This is a genomic window from Bartonella sp. B12(2025), from assembly GCF_053795135.1.
In genome coordinates this window covers 307,674-323,946 of the sequence record NZ_CP200031.1, presented here as the reverse complement: position 1 = coordinate 323,946, position 16,273 = coordinate 307,674, and the positions used below count along the sequence as shown (strand labels likewise).

Below are 16,273 nucleotides of genomic sequence, written 5' to 3'. Positions count from 1 at the left end.
GCAGACTGTTCTTGTGTTTTCTGCGGATAACCTGGCTCATTAACCAATAATACTGTGTAGCATAAATATAATACCTATTAGCATGAAAACTGATAATTCAAGCTGAACAAAGATTACTCCAGATGCACCGTTTATGCACAAAACTCCATGAAATTATCTCATAAAATATTCAACGTAAATCATAGTATGCTATTTTGGAGAGATTAATGTCATATGAGCTTTTGCAAGAAAGATTTTTGATAAATACTGTCCTGTATATTAATACCAATATTCAAGTAGGTGCATAAGTTAATACAAATTATAAAATAAGCGAATAAATAAAAAAGAAAAGCTTCTTAATTATAACAAATTTTTCATAAATATTCAATCTATTATATCTCAAAACCTGAAAAGGTTAATAGTATTGCTTTTCATTATTCATAGGAATAAGCAACAAATCTCTATTCATTTAATAATTTAAGTATTATTAAAAACATGAAATAAATAACTTCACCAACTTGCCGGAAATAAATGAAGGAAAAGACTTATGAAATATATCAGCACGAGAGGTGAAGCTCCTGCTTTAGGCTTTACTGAAACTATCATGACGGGATTGGCTAGTGATGGTGGACTTTATCTGCCAGAAAAATTTCCCCAATTATCATTCGATGCATTAAGAGCACTCCGCGGTCAGTCCTATATGACAATCGCTAAAACCGTTCTTTGGCCTTTTGTGAATAACGAGATCAAATACACTTCTTTTGAAAATATGATTGCTGAATCTTATTCTTCCTTTCATCATCCAGCAATCTGTCCGTTACTGCAAACTGGAGAAGATGAATTTATCCTTGAGCTTTTTTACGGACCTACTTTGGCATTTAAAGATGTCGCAATGCAATTGCTTTCTCGACTGATGGATTATATTCTGATTAAAAAAAATAGGTACGCAACGATTATTGCTGCCACATCAGGTGATACAGGTGGCGCTGCAATACAAGCCTTTGCTGGAAGAGAATACTCAGATGTTTTTATTTTATTTCCTAAAGGACGCATATCACCAGTTCAGCAGCGGCAAATAACCACCAATCAAAGCACAAATGTTCATGCCATTGCCATTGAAGGAAATTTTGATGATTGCCAAGCACTCGTCAAAGCAATGTTTAATGACCATAATTTCCGTCAAAAAAGAGCTCTTTCAGGAGTTAATTCTATAAATTGGGCACGTATCATGGCGCAAATTGTGTACTATTTCTCATCTGCACTTTCCCTAGGTGCTCCTGATAGATCTGTTTCATTTACTGTTCCTACTGGAAATTTTGGTGATATTTTTGCAGGTTATGTCGCTGCTCGTATGGGACTGCCCATTGCGCAACTGATCATTGCAACGAATGACAATGACATCCTCGCACGCACATTAGCCAGCGGCACTTACGAAACACGACCGATAACCCACACAACATCACCCTCTATGGATATTCAAGTCTCTTCTAACTTTGAACGCTTGCTGTTTGAAAGTAGTGATCGTGATCCAATGTGGATTCGGAATGCGATGGAAAACTTGAGAAAAACAGGATGTTTTAACCTTAATAAAAAGCAGCTCAAGAATATCCGTTCTCTATTTTCTGCTGGAACGAGCAATATAGCTGAAACAGCAAAAACAATTGATAGTGTTTATAAGGAAAGTGGCTATCTCGCTGATCCACATACAGCTGTTGCGCTTAAAGTAGCGCGCGAAAACAAGCAGCCACACATTCCAATGATCGTCCTTGCCACCGCTCATCCTGCAAAATTTCCTGATACCATCAAAAGTGCCTGCGGATTTAATGTCCCATGGCCTTCTTGTCTCAACGATTTAATGGAACGCGAAGAACATTTTATAGGTCTTGCTAATGATGAAAAAATAGTCAAAGATTATATTTCTTTAAAATCACGTGCATCTTATTAAATTTAGCTGCATTAATTCAAATCAAGAACATTCCAATACCCTTTAAATAAGGTATTTGGCTCGTTTAATGGAGTCGTAAACACATGGGTGTAGATATCAGTCGCCTTAGTAACGGTTTGACGATCGCCACACATACAATGCAACAAATTGACAGTGTAGCACTCGGAATATGGGTTAAAGTTGGCTCACGCAATGAGACCTCCACACAACACGGTACCGCCCATCTTCTTGAACATATGGCTTTCAAAGGAACCGAAAACCGTACAGCCTTTCAGATTGCAGCCGATATTGAAGATGTTGGCGGTGAAATCAATGCCACGACTAGCACTGAAACAACTGCCTATTTTGCGCGCGTACTCAAAAGCGATATCCCACTTGCTATTGACATTCTGGCCGATATTTTAATGCATTCAAAATTCGACGAAGATGAACTAGAACGAGAAAAACAAGTAATTCTTCAGGAAATTGGTGCTGCTCATGATGTTCCCGATGATATTGTTTTTGATCACTTTACTGAAACAGCCTTTCGTCACCAGTCGCTCGGTCGCTCTATTCTAGGAACACCAAAAACAATTCAATCATTTACATCTGCTGACCTTCATAATTTTATGAATAAGCAATACAGTGCTGACCGTATGATCGTAGTTGCGGCAGGGGCTGTGCAGCACGAAAACTTTCTGCAAGAGGTTGAAAGCCGTCTTAGCACTTTTCGTTCCCATTCCACAGCGCCCCTCACCAACCTTGCAAATTATGTCGGCGGTGATTTTCGTGAATATCGCGATTTAATGGATACACAAGTTGTTCTGGGTTTTGAAGGACGCGCTTATCATGCACATGACTTTTATATTGCCCAAGTTCTTTCTATTATTCTTGGTGGAGGCATGTCATCACGCCTCTTCCAAGAAGTAAGAGAGAAACGTGGATTATGCTATTCTATTTATGCTTTTCATTGGGGGTTTTCAGATACTGGGCTCTTTGGAGTCCATGCCGCCACAGGACAAAAAGGACTAAAAGAACTACTTCCTGTCATTCTTGATGAACTTTCTAAGGCAAGCAAAAATATTCACGCCAATGAACTTCAACGAGCACAAGCGCAATATCGTGCTAACCTTACAATGTCGCAGGAAAATCCATCTAGCAAAGCGCATCTCATTGCCCGCCAAATGCTTCTTTACGGTCGACCAATTCCAATATCTGAAACAATTGAATGCTTAGATCTCATTACTCCTGAAAGATTAACTGATTTAGCTCATCGTCTTTTTATTAATTCCACTCCAACATTAGCCGCTGTCGGACCTGTTGGCCCCCTCATGAATTTTGATGATTTAACATCAATTCTTTCATAAACAGCAAAATAAGATTAAACAAAATTTTCCCAGAATGCTTTTGTGCATATTGGAGATATAAAAAATTGTTTTTAAAAGCAGTAGCATAATAACGTGTACAGGTTTTATAATAAAATTTACCACAAAAGTTCTTTTCGCTAAATAAGTTTAGAAAATATTTATCAAAGTAGGTGTACAAAACTATCCAATTCCCACTTCATATGATAAAGTTTTTGATAAGCAAAGGTATATCTGTGAAATCTGAAAACTCATGGTTTATTTTTGCCTCACAAAAATATAAAACTCTATCAGCTTCAAGCTTCATTGAGGCAAATGAGGGTTTGATCTATTTTTGTATAAAATCGTACAACTTTTCAAAAAAACATGATAACCGCTTTGTTATACAGAACAAATTAAATGAACATTTTTTCTTGAAAGTCTAAATTAAAATTAAACACCCTAAAATACTGAGAGTGCGACATTGTGAAGAGTTTGCGTAAAATAATTGGCATCATTTTTATTGTAGCCATCAGTTCCTTTATCCACCTTACGTCAGCACAGGCAATTGAGCCAGTTAAAATTTCTTCTCAAGATGCAGCTCTTGACCTTTCAAAAGCAATCAAAATTTACCATACAAACAACTCTATCTTTCAAACAAGTACAGCACCAGGACCAGATGGTATTGTATGGCGCATTGAAGTGCAGGCAAAAAGTGAAAAATTTTCTGGAAACTGGGCAGTGTTTTCTCTTGCAAACCCAACAGACGAACAAATCGACCGTCTTATCGTTGCACCACATTATCGCATGGCTTATTCAGGCTTCCTTTGGCCAGATCTTGGATCAGCCCGGATTCAATCCATAACTCCAAGTGAAGGTTTTTCTCTCGATCGTCAAGCTAGTGCAAACTCTGATATCTTTCGTATTACACTTAATCCTGGTGCTGTCGTTACGTTTGTTGCCGAACTTAACTCTGCAAATTTACCACAAATTTATTTATGGCAACCTGAAGCCTATAAGAGTGCAATAAATTCTTATACGCTTTATCATGGTATTCTTCTTGGTATATCAGGTCTTTTAGCACTCTTGTTAACTGTTCTCTTCGTCGTTCGTGGAACAGGCCTCTTTCCTGCAACAGCAGCTGTCGCTTGGGCGGTACTCTTTTATATTGGCATTGACTTTAACTTTTTAAACAAATTCTTTGCAGTTACTCTAACAACGCAACCGATTTGGCGTGCTAGCACAGAAGTAGCGCTTGCTGCTACACTCTTCATTTTCCTTTTTACCTATTTATGCCTTAACCGTTGGCATTATCACTTCAGTTATGGTGCAATTATATGGACTATCGCTCTTTGTGGTTTGGGAACATTTGCTATTTATGACCCAACCAGAGCAGCTGGAATTGCTCGTTTGTCATTTGGTCTCACTGCTGTGCTTGGTATAATTTTAATTAGCTATTTTGCGATCCGAAGCTATGACCGTGCAATCATGCTTATCCCAACATGGTTGCTCATTAGCTTCTGGTGTGTTGGAGCTTATGCCTGCATAGAAGGATATTTAAACAACGATATTATCCAGCCAGCATTAGCAGGGGGACTGGTGCTCATTGTTCTGCTTATCAGCTTTACTGTTATGCAACAAACTTTTTCTAATGATGCTTTCCATGAAGGAATATTTTCCGACCTTGAACAACAAGTGCTTGCAGCAAAAGGAGCTGGAAATATTATTTGGGACTGGAACGTTGAACGTGACCGCATTGTTGTACACCCAAACATGTCAACCCTTTTTGGCACTGAAATCCACAAACTCAATGGTTCTATGCACAACTGGATTTCAGCCTTGCACCATGATGATCGTGAACGCTTTCAAGCCATATTGGATATCATTCTTAAAAACAAAAAAGGACGTATCGATCAAGTTTTTCGACTGTCTTCTGGTGGTGGCTACTATCATTGGTTTTCTCTCCGCGCACGCCCAGCTATGCAAAAAGATGGGAAAATTACGCGTGTCATTGGAACCATTGTCAATATTACCAATCACAAAAAAGCCGAAGAACGCTTATTGCATGATGCAATTCACGACAGCCTAACGGGTCTCCCTAACCAACAAATTTTCTTCGACAGATTACAAAACTATACCTCTTTGGCTAAAGCGAATATCAAAATTAAACCAACCGTCTTTATGATTGACTTTGACAATTTCCGTCAAATTAATCGCAAGTTAGGCATAGCTGTTGGTGACACTGTACTGCTCATCATAGCACGCCGTTTGAGCCGCCTTATTAACTTTCAAGATACCTTATCACGTCTTTCTGCAGACCGTTTTGCAATCATTTTACTCAGTGAAACTGAACCACAGAAGATTGCAGCATTTGCAGATTCTCTGCACAAAACAATCTCAGCACCTATTGCACTTACAGAAAAAAGAATCACGCTTTCAACATCAATTGGACTGGTCACATGGAGTGAAAATAGATCGACCGCTCAAGATATTTTAAATGATAGCGAACTGGCAATGATCCGCGCAAAACAAATGGGTGGCAACCACATTGAACCTTTTCGCCCCAATTTCCGTACTTTGGGTATTGAGCATAACACTATGGGGAAAGATATTCATTATGCCATAAAACGCAATGAAATAAAAATCCTCTACCATCCTATTCTTAATTTATCAGATGGACAAATTATTGGTTTTGAAACGATTGTAGAATGGCATCATCCAAATTATGGAGTTTTAAGTATTTCTGACTTTATAAAGATTGTAGAAAATGAACAAACCGTTATGGATTTAGCACAATTCATCATCGAGAATGCCGTTATTGACCTTACAAATGTACAAGAAAAATTTTCCCAACAATCTTTCTTTATTTCAATCAATTTACCAAGCGCGGAAATGATTCATCCTAGCGTCATCAGTCAATTGCGCTCCACTTTACTTCGCTACCCACTCAAAAAAGGGAGATTGATGATAGAAATATCCGAATTTGTCTTAAGAAAAAATCCGGAACAATCAGCACACTTTCTTGAACAAATTAAAGCACTTGGAATGGATCTCGCACTAGATAATTTTGGAACAGGTTATTCGTCACTTGCCTATCTCGTGCGTTATCCATTTGACATAGTTAAATTGGATCGTTCACTTATCTCGATCGACTCTCTCAAGAAAAAGCTTGTTCTCAAGTCCATTATTAATATGGCAACTGACCTTAATTTGCAAATCATCGCAGAAGGTGTTGAAAATGAGAAAGAAGCGATTTTCCTACGCCAAGAAGGCTGTAAATATGTTCAAAGCACACTCGTTACTAAGCCAATTGCCATCGGAGAGTTAATCAGTCTCGTTCAAAATCATTTTCCTTATACAATTAAAACATAGCAGATAAGATATTCTAGAATAAAAAACTCGGAAAATAGTGAAACTCTACGCGTGCCCCATTTCAGAAGTGAGATAGGCTGGATCTATCCCCATGCGAATTAAGCTTTCATCATATTTGCGATTTAAATCACTTTCAAAAAGAAAACTAGGTGACGTAGAACTGATAAGCCAACCGTTTGCAGAGATTTCTGCCTCGAGCTGTCCCGCTTTCCATCCAGCGTAACCTAATGCTATCAATGCATGTTTTGGACCTTGTTCACAACTGATCGCTTTTAATATATCAATTGTTGCAGTAAAACAGATCTCATTTGCAATAGAAACAGTTTCTTTACAAATATAATCATCTGAATGAAGTACAAAACCACGCGAAGGATCAACAGGTCCACCATGACGTACTGGAAACTTTTTTATTGGTTCAGAAAGAGTTTTTCTTTGTTCACTGTTTATGACCCCGAGATGAAGCAAAAGCTCTGGAAAGTCAATATGATGCAATTGATTGAGAATAATCCCCATAGCACCAGCATCAGAATGCGCACAAACATAAATAACAGAACGAATAAAGCGTCGGTCATTCATTCCAGGCATTGCTATGAGCAACTGTCCACCTAAAAAGCCATTACACTGCTTCATCAATCTGCTACTCTCCATAATTACATGATAAAATTTAATTCAGTTAGTATAAAAGGAAATTAAATCTCCAATGAAAAAAATTCAAATATTTACAAAATTACAATATATCGTAACTTTCTTTTATAAAAAACTTTTAGTTATTTTAAGCTTAACATGCATAATGTTAGAATTACTTAACATCCCTATCAAAGCTCAAACAAAACAGAACTCATATCTTTCTGCAACATCTTGGTATGAATCAGATGGTGGCCGTATCAGATTAGCTATTACCGAACCATCTCTTTCTGGAATAAGGGACGGAATTATTGAAATTGTTCTTAAACCAGGATGGAAAACCTACTGGCGTAACCCGGGTAATTCAGGCATGGCACCATTTTTTAACTTCAATCAACAGATTTCTTATGAAATCTTTTATCCCACACCACAACTTTATAAAACAGAAAATGACTGGTCATTAGGCTATAAAGATAAAGTAGTATTGCCTTTCACTATTTCTGGTTCAAACGAAAGTTTAAGTGGTGCGTTAACTCTTGGATTGTGTAATAAAATCTGTCTTCCGTTTACTGTTAACTTTGATTTTTCATCACCTGCACTCAAGAACAAACGTCTTCCTGCTTCCTTATTAAAAAACGCCCAAACTGCTCTACCTGATACAACACACAATGAATTTAAAATAACTGCTCAAAAAGATACAAATAATCTTTTCATAAAAATACAGAATAACAACAAACTCACACCTACTTCTCTCTTTTTAGATGGAGGAGAAATGCAAATTGGGCCAGCAAAAAAAGTAAGTGAGAACACAGAGTATACACTTTTTAGCGCTCCACTCTATTTCATACCAGATGAAGAAAACCACACAATTTTTTATACAGTTTCCTTTAAAAGTCATGCTTTAAGTGGAAAATTCACACTCTATACGCAACCAACCCCTCTTTCTAATCCACTATAAAAGAGAAAGTCTTGCAAAAAAGATTATTTCGAAAACCATCCGTTTTCACGGTACTCAGTAATTGCTTTCCGAGCAAGTGCATCCGCACGCTCATTATCGGGATGGCCAGCATGTCCTTTTACCCAATGCCACCTGATAGTGTGACAAGAACATGCATCCTCAAGAGCTTGCCATAACTCCATATTTTTCACAGGCTTTTTTGATGCAGTACGCCAATTATTTTTTTTCCAACCTTCAAGCCATTTACATATACCGTTGCGCACATAAACTGAATCTGTATAAAGTTCGACCAAACAAGCTTCTTTAAGTGCTTTTAATGCGCAAATTGCCGCCATCAATTCCATTTGATTGTTTGTCGTATACACTTCTCCACCACGAAGCTCACGTTCATGGCCATTCCAGCGTAAAATTGCCCCCCACCCTCCAACTCCAGGATTTCCTGAGCAAGCACCATCTGTATAAATTTCAACGACTTTTTGCTGATTTAACATACAATCAAAAACCTAACTCACTTAATGAAACTATACTACTAAAAAAACAAAGTTTATGCCAATATTCCCATGGATCTTTCTTAATTACAAAACTATCAGGCGGTGTATTGAACCAATCATAAAGACGTGTAAGTAAAAAACGTAAAGACGCACCACGTGCCAATAGAATAATTGCATTCAATTCTAAGGGAAGCAATGGCCTTATTTTTTGATAATTTTCCAATAACCTACGTGCTTTGGTAAGATTATAGGAATGATCATGTTCAAAACACCAAGCATTCAAGCAAATAGCCAAATCATAAGCAAAAAAATCATTACACGCAAAATAGAAGTCTATAATACCAGAAAGACGATGGTTCAAAAAAAACACGTTATCATTAAATAAATCCGCGTGAATAATGCCTGTTGGTAAATTTGACGGCCAATTTTCTTGTAAAAAAGCCAATTCTATATCAATTTTTTTCCCAAACTCCTTTAACAACGCATCTTTATTCGTTTGACAATGTTCCCACAATAACTTCCAGTCCATAACAGAAAGAGTATTTTTACGGCTGAGTGTAAAATCCTGCCCCGCTAAATGCAACTGTGCTAAACTAGTCCCCACTTCTCCACAATGATATATATTAGGCTGACGAATCCACATTCCTTCCAAAAAAGTAATAATAGCAGCGGAACGTCCTGATAATTCACCGATTGTTGTTCCATCATTTTGCACTACTGGTTCAGGACAAAGAATTCCACGCCGCCTTAAGTGCTGCATAAGACTGCAAAAAAAAGGCAAATCATTTTTTAAAATACGTTTTTCATAAAGTGTTAGAATAAACCTCCCTTCTGTCGTATACAGTATGAAATTAGAATTCTCGATCCCCTCCGCTATGCCTTGATAGGATAAAAGCGAACCTATCGAATAACGTGTCAAAAATACCTTCAAATCATTTGGATGAACATCTGTATGAACTGCCATGTTTCTATTTCATTTTCAGCCTTTTATGTATCATCATGTTCATTTGTTAATTTCTCTACTTGACCATTAACAAAAGCCATATCTTCAGGGGCTAAAATGACATCGCGTAATTCACGATTAACTAAGAATGTCTCTGTTTCTACTGCAGTTTCAGTTAATTCTATTTTAACGTTATAACGCTTACGAAAAGCTGTAATAATTTCATGAACAATAATTTCAGGAGCAGATGCCCCAGCTGAAAGGCTTACAACAAAAAGAGCTCCAAGGCAGTCAAAATCAATGTCATCAACCCCTTGCACTAGTATAGCCTGCTTCGCCCCAGATCTCTCAGCAACCTCGACCAAACGTCGTGAATTAGAAGAGTTTGGTGCACCAACAATCAAAAATAGATCGCTCCCCAACGCCGCCGCCTTAACAGCATTTTGGCGATTAGTAGTAGCATAGCAAATTGATTCGGCAGTTGGTGCCTCCAACGTAGGAAAACGTCTCTGTAATACAGAGAGAATCCCTGCTGTATCCGCAACAGAAAGTGTTGTTTGCGTTACAAATCCTAATTTATCTGGATCATCCGGCTGATAATGCAAAGCATCTTCTATCGTTTCAATCAACGTAACAGCCCCTTTTTCAAGTTGTCCCATTGTTCCTACCACTTCAGGATGACCAGAGTGACCAATCAATATAACATGACGACCATAACGTTGATGTCGTATCGCTTGTTTATGAACCTTAGAAACCAAAGGACATGTAGCATCAAGATAAAATAAATTATAATGACGAACCTCTTTTAGTACAGATTTTGGCACACCATGGGCAGAAAATACAACAGGTTGACCACGATGTTCTTCTGGAATCTCATCAAGTTCTTCAATAAAAATGGCTCCCCGTTGCTGCAAACCCTCAACTACATAACGGTTGTGCACAATTTCATGACGAACATACACTGGAGCTCCATATTTTTTTAATGCAAGTAGAACAATCTGAATAGCACGATCAACCCCAGCACAAAATCCACGAGGATTACAAAGACGCATCGTTAAAAGGGGAAGTGCAGACATAAACCATCCTTAATATCTATGACTCTTACCACAATTTCAAACAGGCTATCGTTATACTCACACAAGCAGTGTAAAGAGAAAACTAGAAATACCATCCTTTATAATAACATTATACTTATGGTATTTTTCCATGCAAAGTTAATTTAGCTTTTATCTTTAATTTTACTGCACCAGGGGATTAATAAAATATTAAACAAGCCATTCAATCAAAAGAATTCCAAATACGGCAGCTAAATAAAATAACGAAAAGAAAAACGTTTTTTTTGCCATAAGAACAGTTGCGTCATGCGTATTAGCTTTCCACAAACGATAGGAGAAATAAACAAAGATAACGCTCAAAATTGTCGAGAAAATACCATAGAAAATTCCTGCAAAACCAGTAATGCATGGTCCAGAAGCACATATTGCCATAAGAATAGTATACAATAAGATCTGTTTTTTTGTTGAGTGCTCGCCCTGTACATTAGGCATCATAGGAATACCCGCTGCATCATAATCAAGAGATGAAAACAAAGAAAGAGACCAAAAATGTGGTGGTGTCCACATAAAAATGATTAAAAATAATAAAAAACTCTCAATACTCACTGTACCTGTTGTAGCAGCCCATCCAATCATTGGTGGGAAGGCTCCCGCTGCACCACCAATCACAATATTTTGTGGCGTTATACGCTTTAGCCAAATTGTATAAATAACGACATAAAAGAAAATTGTGAATGCAAGAAAAAGTGCTGCAAACCAATTAATGAAGATCCCCATAACTAACACGGACAACACGGAAAGAACCATGCCAAAGACAAACGCCTTCTTGGAACTTATTCTACCAGTAGGAATGGGACGATTTTGGGTACGTTTCATCACTGCATCAATGTCAGCATCATACCACATATTAAGTGCTCCTGCACCACCACCACCTACAGCAATACACAAAATTGCTAAAAACCCATAAAACGGATTGATAGGAACAGGCGAAACCACCAATCCAACTAGAGCTGTAAATACAACAAGTGACATAACCCGTGGTTTTAATAACGTGATATAATCACCAATCCCAGATTTTAGCGGAATTGTTTTACCACTTGCAGTCGACAATTCTCCTGAAATAGACATTCCACTCAAAGACCTTTTTCATTTCTGTCATTCACAAAAAATACTGTCTGGCATATGGGAATGACCAATTAATGTAACATGTTTTGAGAACATACAGAATACCTCTCTTGTACGTCCTCCCTAAAAACAGGCAGAAGTATCTGCAACAAAAATATACTTTTTAAACACACATTGCTTTTATACTATAACTCTACCATAAAAAACACATCATACCAAACATTATAAAGCAATGCTACAAATCTTGCCTTATGTGACATATTGTTTTTCTATTTTTTCTTTATTTTGTGCATACAGATTAATATGTTTGGATAGATAATGGTTTTGTGTTATAATTTCACTTTGAGAATTCATTTTTATGCAGAGTTTAATAGTGTAATCCTGATCTAGTTAGAGCTTCCCATGGTACTTTATAAATTGCTAAAAAGAACTTTTTTTGTTGGTGCTGTTATTTATACACTCTATAATATTTCTACCAATCATGCTATCGCACAAACATCTCATGTGCAAAATATCCCTGCTCCACAAACGTACGGCGCGTGGACAAAAGTTTGCTCCCTACCACCAGGCACACCTAATATACAATGTGAAGTTGTACAAAATGTGCATGCAAAAAACCGCCATGACATTACTTTCCGCGTTACATTTTATAAGCTCCCTAAAAATCGAGGAGCTTTGATGCGTGTTTTCACTCCGATCCGCGTTGAGTTGCGTCCCGGTGTTGAATTGAAAATTGACGATAACAATATGGGAAGAATAGAATATCATCGTTGTCTTGGTGATAATTGTGTTGCTGAAGCTTTTCTTAAAGAAGACGCACTACAGCTCTTTTTAAAAGGTAAAATGGTAACTTATTTTATTTTTACAACTCCCGAGCAAGCAGTTGAAGGTCTCATTGATCTCCATGGTCTTAGTGATGCTTATGCAACCTTACCAACACAATGAACTTTACGTGCATCGAATGATTAAGACCCCATAGTATACTTCACAGCTTCTTAAACAAGATAAATGGGAATCTTTCAAGCACCCATCAAATAGGATAACCACTATGAAATCACTGATTGACTATTTTGATATTGCTTCATCTAAAGTGCAATCACTTGTACAAGAAACGCTTCGTCATGCTGATGATGGTGAACTTTACCTAGAGTATACAGAAAGTGAAACCCTTTTATTTGATAATGGACAGCTTAAAAATGGCTCATTTCATCAGGATATGGGATTTGGTCTGCGCGTCGTTGCTGAAGAAGCTACTGGATATGCACACTCTAGTGAATTATCAGCTGCTGCACTCAAACGTGCCAGCGAAGCAGCAAAAGCTGTTACTTATAATAATCATGCAGGACCTTATAACGCAGCACCTCAACACACAAACAAAAGACTTTATCAACCACATAACCCCCTTGATGCTCCATCATTTGAAGAAAAAAGCGCACTTTTGCAAAAAATTGATGCCTATTTACGTGCAAAAAATGATAAATTGCACCAAGTTACTGTTTCTCTTTCCGGTTCATTACAGCATGTTGAAATTTTACGCGCAGATGAGCATCTGGTTCGTGATATTCGTCCTCTTGTACGGCTTTCTATATCTGTAGTTGCTGCTGAAGGAAATCGGCGTGAAAATGGATTCTACGGATGTGGTGGACGGCAAGCATTTAGCCAATTCATTAGTGAAGAAAATTGGAAAAAGGCTGCTGATGAAGCCTTGCGTATGGCTTTAATAAACTTAGAGGCAGAAGCAGCACCAGCAGGAACATTTGATGTTGTCTTAGCTAATGGATGGCCTGGCGTTATGCTTCATGAAGCCGTAGGTCATGGTTTAGAAGGTGATTTCAACCGTAAAAAAACCTCTGCTTTTTCTGGACTTTTGGGTCAACAAGTTGCCGCCAAAGGTGTGACAGTTGTTGATGATGGTACAATCCCTCAGTGTCGTGGCTCACTCACTGTCGATGATGAAGGAACTCCATCAGGGTGTAATGTCCTTATTGAAGATGGAAAACTTATTGGTTTTATGCAGGACAGGCTAAATGCTCGACTTATGGGGGTTAAGTCAACTGGAAATGGACGGCGTGAATCCTATGCACATGCGCCAATGCCGCGAATGACAAATACGATCATGCTAGGAGGAGACAAAACACCTGAAGAAATTCTATCTTCATTAACAAATGGTATCTATGCTGTCTCATTTGGTGGAGGACAAGTTGATATCACTTCTGGAAAATTCGTCTTTGAATGCACCGAAGCTTACAGAATAAAAAATGGCAAAATTGTAGCGCCAATTAAAGGTGCAACCCTTATCGGAAATGGACCAGATGCTATGAAACGTATTACGATGATTGGAAATGACAGCAAACTTGATAACGGTGTTGGTATGTGCGGAAAAGCAGGACAAAACGTTCCTGTTGGTGTCGGACAACCTCATCTGCGAATTAATAATATGACAATTGGTGGAACGGCACTTTCATAAAATATACTAAATCAACGTGGTTTAAAAAACTCTCAACGGAATTCAAAAGAACTCTTCAATTTAGGTTAAAGCTTCCAGCTTTTCTTTGTTTTGCGTTTGCTCAAAACAGCAACAATTTCAACATGTGGTGACCATAAAAATTGATCAATCGGTGTGATTTGTTCTACTGTATAACCACCTGCCACAAGAAGAGATAAATCACGAGCAAATGTAATAGGATTGCATGAAATAGCCACTACACGTGGTATTGTTGCTTTAGCCAATTCACGTACTTGTTCCTCTGCACCAGCGCGTGGAGGATCAAAAATGACACTATCAAAGCACTCAAGTTCCTTCGTAGAAAATGGACGTCGAAAAAGATCACGCTTTTCACAAGTTACTGTTCTTAAACCGGTTGCAATTAGCCATGCGCAATGTGAAGGTTCCAACTCCTGAAAATAAATCAGCAGCATTCTTTACTTTTTTAAAATGAGTCAAAATAATATTGCTTATGATATTCTCAGCTTCATAAGTCGCTTGGAGAAATCCACCAGCCGGAAATTCAACACAAACATCTCCAAAGTAAACCAATGGCTTTTCTTATTCAACCAAAACTTCACCTTCAACAGACAACCGTGTAATCCCGCATGAAAGGGCTGCAGACACCATTTTCTGACGAATAGACTCATGGTGTATAACACAACCACTTAAAGCAACATCTAAACCATTTTCAACGTGTGTTATTGTAACATGAAACCGCTTTACATGATTGCTTAGAAAAGCACATAACATTCTAATATTACTCAACTGAGATATAAGCTCTGGACAGCTCACTGGACATTCCTCAAGAACCACAATATCATGAGAGAGATGACGATTAAAACCGACTCTATAACCTTGTGGTGTCATGGATGCCGTTAAAGTAATTCGCCGGCGGCTATAGAGCTTACATTCAATTAAAGGTGAAACAACAACATCAAGTCCATACCCTTTAAGCACATCAACAACCAATTGCCGTTTCCAAGCACGATAAGCATCAGCGCGCCAATGCTGGAGAACACACCCTCCACAATTCTCAAAATGTTTGCAAACAGCATCAATGCGTTCTAGCGACTTCTTTTCTAAAGCAATAAGTGTTCCATATTTTCCACGAAGAGCGATTGTAGCAACCTCTCCTGGTAAAGTAAAAGGGACATAAATAGGGCCATGCGGTGTGTTGGAAATACCATGACCATTCATGCCAATATGATCGATTGCAACCTCATTGCTCACTCTTTTTCTCCGAATAACAAATATTCTAAATTGCCGTCACTACCTAAAATAGGTGAAGGCAATAAACCTTTTGCAGTCCATCCTGTTTGAGTATTTAGCCAATCAAAAAGCTCTTCAGCGATTTGTTTTGCTGCTGATAGGTTTCTCAATACCCCACCCTTACCAAGGCCTTCTCGACCAATCTCAAATTGTGGTTTTATCAATAAAACCGCTTGAGCTCCATTTTTGGCTAAAGACAAAACAGGAGGTAATGCAAGCTTAAGAGAAATAAAACTGACATCCGATACTACGAGATCAATTTCCCGCCCGTCTAAATGTTTCCGCTTAAAATCTCTAACATTTAAACCTTCTAATAAGGTTATAGCACTATTTCCAAACAAGCGTGCATCAAACTGATGATGACCAACATCAACAGCAATCACATGAGCTGCCCCACGCTCTAAGAGAACCTGTGTAAAACCACCTGTCGACGCACCAATATCAATGGCAGTCACTTTATCCGTTACAATCGGAAATACATCAAGTGCACTGATCAATTTTAACGCTGCACGTGAAACATAATTCTGCGCTAGATCGCAAACTACAATTTTTGCATCATCAGAAATGATCTGTCCAGCTTTTAAAATTATTTCGCCGCCAACTTTAACGGTTTTGCGCACGATAGCATCACGTGCCCGTGAACGAGTCGTAAAAAAGTTTTTTTCAACTAAAAGAATATCAAGCCTTTTCCTAACGGCCATC

General features: G+C 38.0%; 12 protein-coding genes and 1 pseudogene. 6 read left to right on the top strand and 7 right to left on the bottom strand.

What is annotated here, in order from left to right; all coding sequences use genetic code 11:
- The first annotated feature begins 526 nt into the window (after window positions 1–526).
- From thrC to V3564_RS01340, 3 genes are all read left to right on the top strand, one after another.
- Window positions 527–1,924, top strand: a complete 1,398-nt coding sequence (thrC, locus tag V3564_RS01350) for a threonine synthase (RefSeq protein WP_455481058.1) — start codon at window positions 527–529, stop codon at window positions 1,922–1,924.
- An 83-nt stretch (window positions 1,925–2,007) separates the two neighbouring features.
- Window positions 2,008–3,270, top strand: coding sequence for a M16 family metallopeptidase (locus V3564_RS01345; RefSeq protein WP_455481057.1), 1,263 nt, complete (start codon window positions 2,008–2,010; stop codon window positions 3,268–3,270).
- Window positions 3,271–3,732: 462 nt separating this feature from the next.
- Window positions 3,733–6,618 (top strand): EAL domain-containing protein, encoded by a 2,886-nt coding sequence (locus tag V3564_RS01340; protein WP_455481056.1) that lies wholly within the window; start codon window positions 3,733–3,735, stop codon window positions 6,616–6,618.
- Between the two features lie 45 nt (window positions 6,619–6,663).
- On the opposite strand, the gene V3564_RS01335 is transcribed toward V3564_RS01340, so the two are convergent.
- On the bottom strand, window positions 6,664–7,248 hold the full coding sequence (locus tag V3564_RS01335) for a YqgE/AlgH family protein (protein WP_455481055.1): 585 nt from the start codon (window positions 7,246–7,248) through the stop codon (window positions 6,664–6,666).
- Between the two features lie 70 nt (window positions 7,249–7,318).
- On the opposite strand from V3564_RS01335, the gene V3564_RS01330 reads away from it, so the two are divergent.
- Window positions 7,319–8,200 (top strand): protein-disulfide reductase DsbD domain-containing protein, encoded by an 882-nt coding sequence (locus tag V3564_RS01330; RefSeq protein ID WP_455481054.1) that lies wholly within the window; start codon window positions 7,319–7,321, stop codon window positions 8,198–8,200.
- A 23-nt stretch (window positions 8,201–8,223) separates the two neighbouring features.
- On the opposite strand, the gene rnhA is transcribed toward V3564_RS01330, so the two are convergent.
- From rnhA to cyoE, 4 genes are all read right to left on the bottom strand, one after another.
- The gene (gene rnhA / locus V3564_RS01325) at window positions 8,224–8,691 is read right to left on the bottom strand and encodes a ribonuclease HI (protein WP_455481053.1); all 468 of its coding nucleotides are present in this window, start codon (window positions 8,689–8,691) and stop codon (window positions 8,224–8,226) included.
- A 4-nt stretch (window positions 8,692–8,695) separates the two neighbouring features.
- Window positions 8,696–9,655, bottom strand: coding sequence for a homoserine kinase (locus V3564_RS01320; RefSeq protein WP_455481052.1), 960 nt, complete (start codon window positions 9,653–9,655; stop codon window positions 8,696–8,698).
- A 23-nt stretch (window positions 9,656–9,678) separates the two neighbouring features.
- Window positions 9,679–10,710 carry a 4-hydroxy-3-methylbut-2-enyl diphosphate reductase gene (ispH, locus tag V3564_RS01315; protein WP_455481051.1) on the bottom strand — a complete coding sequence of 344 codons (1,032 nt, stop codon included), beginning with the start codon at window positions 10,708–10,710 and terminating at the stop codon, window positions 9,679–9,681.
- 189 nt (window positions 10,711–10,899) lie between these two features.
- Complete coding sequence (gene cyoE / locus V3564_RS01310) at window positions 10,900–11,817, bottom strand: heme o synthase (RefSeq protein WP_455481050.1); 918 nt, start codon at window positions 11,815–11,817, stop codon at window positions 10,900–10,902.
- Window positions 11,818–12,216: 399 nt separating this feature from the next.
- Here cyoE and V3564_RS01305 point away from each other — a divergent pair, with 399 nt between their 5' ends.
- Window positions 12,217–12,759, top strand: coding sequence for an invasion associated locus B family protein (locus V3564_RS01305; RefSeq protein ID WP_455481049.1), 543 nt, complete (start codon window positions 12,217–12,219; stop codon window positions 12,757–12,759).
- Between the two features lie 103 nt (window positions 12,760–12,862).
- The gene (gene tldD / locus V3564_RS01300) at window positions 12,863–14,281 is read left to right on the top strand and encodes a metalloprotease TldD (RefSeq protein WP_455481048.1); all 1,419 of its coding nucleotides are present in this window, start codon (window positions 12,863–12,865) and stop codon (window positions 14,279–14,281) included.
- Between the two features lie 65 nt (window positions 14,282–14,346).
- Here tldD and V3564_RS01295 read toward each other — a convergent pair.
- Both V3564_RS01295 and V3564_RS01290 read right to left on the bottom strand, forming a co-directional pair.
- Window positions 14,347–15,532: pseudogene (locus V3564_RS01295) on the bottom strand (class I SAM-dependent RNA methyltransferase).
- Window positions 15,529–16,272 carry a TlyA family RNA methyltransferase gene (locus tag V3564_RS01290; RefSeq protein ID WP_455481047.1) on the bottom strand — a complete coding sequence of 248 codons (744 nt, stop codon included), beginning with the start codon at window positions 16,270–16,272 and terminating at the stop codon, window positions 15,529–15,531. The pseudogene V3564_RS01295 and the gene V3564_RS01290 overlap by 4 nt, the downstream one beginning before the upstream one ends.
- Window position 16,273: the final 1 nt, after the last annotated feature.

Excerpts from the sequence above, each read along its gene's own strand:
- cyoE (WP_455481050.1), bottom strand. The coding sequence starts at position 11,817 with ATGTCTATTTCAGGAGAATTGTCGACTGCAAGTGGTAAAACAATTCCG.
- V3564_RS01335 (WP_455481055.1), bottom strand. The coding sequence starts at position 7,248 with ATGAAGCAGTGTAATGGCTTTTTAGGTGGACAGTTGCTCATAGCAATG.
- V3564_RS01320 (WP_455481052.1), bottom strand. The coding sequence starts at position 9,655 with ATGGCAGTTCATACAGATGTTCATCCAAATGATTTGAAGGTATTTTTG.
- V3564_RS01345 (WP_455481057.1), top strand. The coding sequence starts at position 2,008 with ATGGGTGTAGATATCAGTCGCCTTAGTAACGGTTTGACGATCGCCACA.
- ispH (WP_455481051.1), bottom strand. The coding sequence starts at position 10,710 with ATGTCTGCACTTCCCCTTTTAACGATGCGTCTTTGTAATCCTCGTGGA.
- rnhA (WP_455481053.1), bottom strand. The coding sequence starts at position 8,691 with ATGTTAAATCAGCAAAAAGTCGTTGAAATTTATACAGATGGTGCTTGC.
- thrC (WP_455481058.1), top strand. The coding sequence starts at position 527 with ATGAAATATATCAGCACGAGAGGTGAAGCTCCTGCTTTAGGCTTTACT.
- V3564_RS01330 (WP_455481054.1), top strand. The coding sequence starts at position 7,319 with ATGAAAAAAATTCAAATATTTACAAAATTACAATATATCGTAACTTTC.
- tldD (WP_455481048.1), top strand. The coding sequence starts at position 12,863 with ATGAAATCACTGATTGACTATTTTGATATTGCTTCATCTAAAGTGCAA.
- V3564_RS01290 (WP_455481047.1), bottom strand. The coding sequence starts at position 16,272 with ATGGCCGTTAGGAAAAGGCTTGATATTCTTTTAGTTGAAAAAAACTTT.
- V3564_RS01305 (WP_455481049.1), top strand. The coding sequence starts at position 12,217 with ATGGTACTTTATAAATTGCTAAAAAGAACTTTTTTTGTTGGTGCTGTT.